The organism is Salinivibrio socompensis S35 (assembly GCF_000513715.1).
Taxonomy (GTDB): Bacteria; Pseudomonadota; Gammaproteobacteria; order Enterobacterales; family Vibrionaceae; genus Salinivibrio; species Salinivibrio socompensis.
The window spans coordinates 21,025-27,589 of record NZ_AQOD01000058.1; the positions used below are offsets into that span (position 1 = coordinate 21,025).

At 47.8% G+C, this 6,565-nt stretch carries 4 protein-coding genes and 2 pseudogenes; 2 read left to right on the forward strand and 4 right to left on the reverse strand.

Translation table 11 applies throughout. The annotated features are described in order from the left end of the window. Positions 1-17 precede the first annotated feature (17 nt). From frr to rpsB, 4 genes and pseudogenes are all read right to left on the reverse strand, one after another. The gene (gene frr / locus DZ54_RS0107465) at positions 18-575 is read right to left on the reverse strand and encodes a ribosome recycling factor (protein WP_025673623.1); all 558 of its coding nucleotides are present in this window, start codon (positions 573-575) and stop codon (positions 18-20) included. A gap of 53 nt (positions 576-628) precedes the next feature. Next, positions 629-1,357 (reverse strand): UMP kinase, encoded by a 729-nt coding sequence (gene pyrH / locus DZ54_RS0107470; protein WP_025673624.1) that lies wholly within the window; start codon positions 1,355-1,357, stop codon positions 629-631. A gap of 83 nt (positions 1,358-1,440) precedes the next feature. Continuing rightward, positions 1,441-2,282, reverse strand: a pseudogene (tsf, locus tag DZ54_RS19950) (translation elongation factor Ts). A gap of 133 nt (positions 2,283-2,415) precedes the next feature. Beyond that, entirely contained in the window at positions 2,416-3,144 is a 729-nt protein-coding gene (gene rpsB, locus DZ54_RS0107480; protein WP_025673625.1) for a 30S ribosomal protein S2, read from the reverse strand. Positions 3,145-3,591: 447 nt separating this feature from the next. Between rpsB and map the strand changes: the two genes are divergently transcribed. Both map and glnD read left to right on the forward strand, forming a co-directional pair. Then, positions 3,592-4,386 carry a type I methionyl aminopeptidase gene (map, locus tag DZ54_RS0107485; RefSeq protein ID WP_025673626.1) on the forward strand — a complete coding sequence of 265 codons (795 nt, stop codon included), beginning with the start codon at positions 3,592-3,594 and terminating at the stop codon, positions 4,384-4,386. A gap of 54 nt (positions 4,387-4,440) precedes the next feature. Next, positions 4,441-6,565: pseudogene (gene glnD, locus DZ54_RS19955) on the forward strand ([protein-PII] uridylyltransferase); the annotation flags it as partial.

Sequence of the window (6,565 nt, forward strand, 5' to 3'; positions counted from 1 at the left end):
GTAAAGTCTAATGAGATTTAGACTTCCATCAACTCTTTTTCTTTTGCATCAAGAAGTGTATCAACATTCTTAACCGCTTCATCAGTCAACTTTTGAATGTCATCTTGCGCACGATGCTCGTCATCTTCTGAAATTTCTTTGTCTTTTAACAGTGCTTTAAGATCACTGTTGGCATCTCGACGAATGTTGCGTACCGCGACACGCGCATGTTCACCTTCCGAACGAACCACTTTCACCATGTCTTTACGACGATCTTCGGTCAATGGTGGCAAAGGTACACGGATCACCGTGCCTGCAGAGTTAGGGTTCAAGCCTAAGTCGGAGGTCATGATCGCCTTTTCAACTGCTTGTGTCACTTGCTTGTCATATACGCTAATCGCCAAGGTACGCGAATCTTCAGCAACAATAGACGCGAGTTGGTTCAACGGCGTTTGCGCGCCGTAATACTCTACAGTAAGGCCTTCTAGTAGGCTTGGATGTGCACGCCCAGTCCGCAGTTTACCTAACGCGTGCTTCAGCGCTTCTACACTTTTTTCCATACGCGCTTTGGCGTCGTCTTTTATGTCATTAATCACGGGAATATCCTTGCGATTGAATTAATTTGTAAGATTATGCCACCAATATTGGCTTAGCTGTTAGTAATCAAAGTGCCTTCTGCCTCACCCATCACGACACGTCGTAACGCACCTGGCTTATTCATGTTAAAAACACGAAGAGGCAGTTTATGATCGCGTGCTAGAGTAAATGCGGCCAAATCCATCACTTTCAACTCTTTGTCTAAAACATCTTGATATGTTATCGAGTTGTAAAGTGTCGCATCCGGGTTTTTCGTCGGATCATCACTATATACACCGTCGACTTTGGTCGCTTTAATCACTATATCGGATTCAATTTCGATACCACGTAAACAAGCAGCCGAGTCAGTGGTGAAGAAAGGATTTCCGGTCCCGGCAGAGAAAATCACCACCCGACCATTGCGAAGTTGGCTAATCGCTTCAGCCCAATTATAACTGTCACACACGCCGTTTAGAGGAATTGCTGACATCACTCGTGCGTTCACATAGGCACGATGAAGTGCGTCACGCATCGCCAAACCGTTCATGACGGTGGCTAACATACCCATGTGATCGCCCACAACACGGTTCATTCCCGCCTCAGCAAGACCCGCACCCCGGAATAAATTGCCGCCACCGATGACCAATCCTACCTGAACACCCAGCTCGACCAATTCTTTTATTTCTTGCGCCATACGATCAAGCACGGTGGGATCGATACCGAATCCATCTTTGCCCTGCAGGGCTTCACCGCTCAGTTTAAGTAAAATTCGTTGATATGCAGGCTTAGGATTTGTAGTCATTTCACTACCTTTCTATTAGGCACTAATTAGGGAAGAAGGTTATGGAAGACCGCGGCGAGCACCGCGGTCTGAGTCAGCAAGAATTAGCTTTGTTGTACCGCAGCAACTTCTGCAGCAAAGTCTACTTCTTCTTTCTCGATGCCTTCGCCCACTTCAAAACGGATAAAGTTAGTCACTTCGGCACCTTTTTCTTTCAGCATTTGGCCCACAGTTTGTGATGGGTCCATAACAAATGCTTGACCAGTCAGAGAAATCTCACCGGTGAATTTCTTCATACGGCCAACAACCATTTTCTCTGCGATATCCGCTGGCTTGCCGGATTCCATTGCGATATCAACCTGAATTTTCTTCTCTTTTTCGACAACGTCAGCAGGCACATCTTCAGGATTGACATAGTCAGGCTTAGACGCAGCAATGTGCATTGCTACGTGTTTGATGGTCTCTTCGTCGGCTTTCGCTGCCACGACCACACCAATACGACCGCCATGCGGTAAGAGCCAACTTTTTCGCCTTCGATGAATGAAACACGACGGATGTCCATGTTTTCACCAATTTTTGCAACGAGATCAGCACGCTGCTGTTCAAATTTTTCTTTCAGCGCATCAATATCTAGGCCTTCAGCCAATGCTGTTTCGGCTACTTGGTCAGCGAATTCAGCAAAGTTAGAATCTTTAGCAACGAAGTCGGTTTCACAGTTAATTTCAACGATTGCAGCTTTACCGTCGTTTTCTTTAACTAGGATAATACCTTCAGCTGCAACACGGCCAGCTTTCTTCGCTGCTTTTGCTGCGCCGCTTTTACGCATATTTTCGATTGCAACTTCGATGTCAGCGTTCGCTTCAACCAGTGCTTTTTTACATTCCATCATGCCAGCGCCAGTACGCTCGCGCAGTTCTTTAACCAGGGCAGCGGTAACAGTTGCCATTGTTCAATCCTCGATTCGAAACTATTTTGGGTAAAAAACAGGGGCCCGATATCGGCCCCTGCTAACCATACTTAGCTTACAGCATGAAAGATGCCACGCTGATAACTAAGAACGCTCACAAGGAGCTGTCGTCTTACTCAGCGACTTCAACCAGCTCATCTTCTGCTTGTGCAACGATGTCTTGGCTACGGCCTTCTTTGTAAGCGTCAGACGCTGCGTTCAGGTACAGTTGGATAGCGCGAATTGCGTCATCGTTACCTGGAATCACGTGATCAACGCCGTCTGGGTTAGAGTTAGTATCTACCACTGCAAATACTGGGATACCCAGATTGTTCGCTTCTTTGATTGCAATGTGCTCGTGATCCGCATCGATAACGAACATTGCATCAGGCAGGCCGTTCATGTTTTTGATACCACCCAGTGATTTGTCAAGCTTTTCCATCTCACGGGTGTAAGTCAACGCTTCTTTTTTAGTCAGCTTCTCAAACGTTCCGTCAGTCGACTGGTTTTCCAGGTCTTTTAGACGTTTGATAGATGTACGAACGGTTTTCCAGTTGGTTAGCATGCCACCCAACCAACGGTTACTAACATGAAACTGCTCGCAGTTTTCTGCTGCCGTTTTTACCGCTTCGCTTGCTGCGCGCTTGGTACCAACGAACAGAACTTTACCTTTACGCTCACCGATTTTTGACAGTTCAGCCAGTGACTCGTTGAACATTGGTACGGTTTTTTCAAGGTTGATGATGTGCACTTTGTTACGCGAACCAAAAATGAACGGCTTCATTTTTGGGTTCCAGAAACGAGTTTGGTGACCGAAGTGTACACCCGCCTTGAGCATGTCGCGCATTGAAACAGTAGCCATGATAAATTCCTCTTGGGGTTAGGCCTCCACATATCCCATCCACCGACCCGTTAGTGGGCACCCCGGTCAATGTGTCGATATGTGTGTGATTTAAAATTAAAAATAATGATGAAGACCATCAAACTGAAACCTAGCATGGCTAGATTGATCACAATGACAGTTTTCGGCGCGGTTTATATCACAAAATCATGGGTGAAATCCAGTTAAATCGCGCGCGCAATCCGCCCTAGCGGTTACGATGACGATGCGGAATGCTTCTCTTTCTGTTTCCTCCATGGGCATGGCTTGGTACCATGGCGGCACTATCAAACAGTTCCTCCTCCCTAAGCCGCTGAGACAATCGTAGCAGGGGGATGGCTGCTGTGCTCAATGATACCAAACGTGATGTACGTCATGCTTTGGGTTCATTGTTATCATTGAGCATCCCGAATAAAGTGAGAAAGCAAAATGACAATTCCGATTAAAACAGAAGAAGAAATTGAAAAGATGCGCGTGGCCGGTCGGCTCGCCGCTGACGTACTGGTGATGCTTGGAGACCATGTTAAGCCAGGAGTTACCACCCGTGAGCTAGACGACATTGCCCACCAGTATATGACTGACGTACAAGGGACTGTTCCTGCCACGTTAGACTATCACGGTTTCCCTAAATCGATGTGTACATCGATCAATCATGTCGTTTGTCATGGTATACCCTGTGATGAGGACGTACTCCAAGACGGTGACATCGTTAATATTGACGTCACCGTGATCAAAGATGGCTACCATGGCGATACCTCAAAGATGTTTTTAGTCGGTGATGTGTCTCTCGAAGACAAACGTCTTTGCCGTGTCACGCAAGAAAGCCTGTATCACGCGATCAAAAAGGTGAAGCCTGGTGCCACCGTCGGTGACTTGGGGACGGCGATCCAAAAGTTCATCAAAAGCAGTAATACACGCTATTCCATCGTCAAAGAGTACTGTGGTCATGGGATTGGCGCGAGCTTCCACGAAGACCCACAAGTAGTGCACTACAAAAATAACGATCGTACCCTTCTAAAACCTGGTATGTGTTTTACCATAGAGCCTATGATTAATGCAGGGAAGTATGGGACTGTACTGGATGAAGACGATGATTGGACGGTATACACCATCGACGGTAAAAAGTCGGCGCAGTGGGAACATACACTCCTGGTGACCGACACAGGGGTAGAGGTATTAACGTTACGAGAGGAAGAAAGCCTCCCGCGTTACATCAACCACTAATCCATTCAATATGAGCCGGTTTCGTTCCGGCTTTTTTTTGCGCAAAGGATCGCCATGACAGACACTGTAATTACGCCACAACATTTGGGGGATGATCAGCTCGATCCCATCACGCTAAAGGCACAGTTCCAACAGCTACTTGAGCAACAAAAGCAAGACTTCCTTGCCAATGTTCCCGTTGCCGAGTTAGTTTATCAGCGTACCGATTACATGGATGCCCTTTTAGCAAGGTTATGGCATCACTTTGGCTTCGATCAAAGCCCATTCGCACTGGTTGCAGTAGGCGGCTATGGTCGGCGTGAATTACATCCTCTGTCTGATATTGATTTACTCTTACTTTGCCAAGCACCGCTAGATTCTCATCAACAGCAAAGCCTCAGTGACCTACTCACCTTGTTGTGGGACTTGAAATTGGAAGTCGGCCATAGTGTACGTACTGTGGAAGAATGCATTCAAGTCGGACTCGATGATTTAACCGTTGCCACCAACTTACAAGAATCGCGTCTATTATGTGGCGATCCACAACTGTTCGAGGCGCTCGAGATTCGCGTGCACCATGATAGCTTTTGGCCCAGTGAACACTTTTATCAAGCCAAAGTCGAAGAACAAAAAGCCCGACATCGCCGCTACCATGATACGGCTTACAAACTCGAGCCCGATCTAAAGCTAAGCCCAGGCAGCTTACGCGATATTCACACCCTCTCTTGGATCGCTCGCCGACATTTCGGCGCCACCAGTTTGCGAGAGATGAGCGACTTTGGTTTTTTGACCGATGCCGAGTATCGTGAACTTAACGAATGCCAAAACGTGCTATGGCGTATCCGTTTTGCCCTTCACCTTGAGCTGCGCCGCTATGACAACCGACTCACCTTCGCTCATCAAACCTCAGTAGCTGAACTCCTCGGCTATCGGGGCGACGGCAACCGCGCGGTCGAGACCATGATGAAAGATTTCTTTCGTACCCTCGGACGCGTTGGCGAGCTCAACAAGATGCTGCTACAAATCTTTGATCAGGTGATCATCGATAATGGTCGCTCCGGGGAAGTCGACGTATTGAGTGATGATTTCCAACGCTGTGGACAGACGATCGAGGCACGTAAACCCGCCTTATTCCAAGCACGTCCAGATACCATTTTGGATATGATGCTGCATATCGCTGACGACACCTCGATCGAGCCATCGCTGCCCCAACCTTACGGCAGCTGCGTACCGCTCGACGTCGGCTCAATCACTTTTTATGTCGGCAAGAGGATGCACGAGAAAAGTTCATGGCGCTGATACGCCACCCAAACGCTCTGCATAAAGTGTTTGGGCTAATGCATCGCCACGGCGTCATGTCTGCGTACCTCCCACAGTGGAGTCAAATCGTCGGACAAATGCAGTTTGATTTGTTTCATGTCTACACGGTTGATGAACACACGATTCGTTTGCTCAAACATATGCGTTTGTTTGACGACGAGGCTAATCGTGAACGCCACCCAATTTGTTGCGATGTATTTCCGCGTCTTGCACGGCGCGAGCTGTTGCTGATTGCCGCTATTTTCCATGATATTGGCAAAGGCCGCGGAGGCGATCACAGTGAAATTGGTGCGATTGAATCCCATGATTTTTGTCTTGATCACGGTTTATCCAAGCCAGAGGCCAATATTGTCAGTTGGTTGGTGCGTAATCACTTACTGATGTCTGTCACCGCTCAGCGCCGAGATATTTATGATCCTGATGTGATCACAGATTTTGCCAAAGAGGTCCGCGACGAAGAGCGGCTCGATCTGCTCCTCTGTCTGACGGTGGCAGATATTAATGCCACCAACCCAGATTTGTGGAATAGCTGGAAGCGCACCTTAATTGCTGAGCTTTATTACTCCACCCAAAAGGCACTGCGACGTGGGCTAGAAAATCCACCGGATGTCAGAGAGCGAATTCGACACAATAAACATCTTGCCGCTGCCATGCTGCGCAAACAAGGCCACAGCCCAAGAGAGATTGAAGTATTGTGGCAGCGCTTTAAAGCCGACTATTTTCTGCGCCACACCCACAAACAAATTGCTTGGCATAGTGAACATCTGCTCCATCACAGCGGTGATAAGCCGCTAGTGCTGGTGAGTAAAAAAGCGACTCGCGGCGGTACAGAAATATTCGTTTACTGCCAAGACAGACCGAGCTTATTCGCCCGTGTGGT